Here is a 496-nt window from a genome sequence, read left to right on the forward strand (position 1 = left end):
GCGAGACCTCGGCCGCGGGGTTGGCTGGGCTCAGGGTGGCTGGGGTAGATACTATCGCCATGATGACCGGCGACCGGCGCCCTGTCGGCTTGCGGATCGCCGCGGAACTCGGGCTGGAGGCAAAACATGTCCATGCCGATCTGCTGCCTGAAGACAAGGTCCGACTGGTGGGCGAACTGGCAAAGAATGGAAAGGTGGCCTTTGTCGGCGACGGGGTGAACGACGCCGCCGCGCTGGCGCGGGCCGATGTCGGCATCGCCATGGGCGCAGCGGGCAGCGACGTCGCCTTGCAGGCAGCCGATGTCGCACTGTTGTCGGAGGACATGGCCCGCCTTGCCGCCGCGCATCGGTTGGCGCGCCGCACCCGCCGGATCATCCGTCAGAATCTGACTTTCGCCATCGGCATGATGCTGCTTCTGGTCGCCTCGAGCCTGTTCTTCGCCCTGCCGCTGCCGCTCGCGGTGGTGGGGCATGAGGGCGGCACGGTTCTTGTGGT

At 67.3% G+C, this 496-nt stretch carries 1 protein-coding gene; it reads left to right on the forward strand.

From position 1 onward, the window contains the following. A partial coding sequence (locus HBA93_RS18330) for an HAD-IC family P-type ATPase (protein ID WP_221724254.1) occupies positions 1-496 on the forward strand: 496 nt, incomplete at both ends.

Origin of the sequence: Ochrobactrum sp. SFR4 (assembly GCF_019730395.1) — a bacterium.
GTDB lineage: Bacteria > Pseudomonadota > Alphaproteobacteria > Rhizobiales > Rhizobiaceae > Pseudochrobactrum.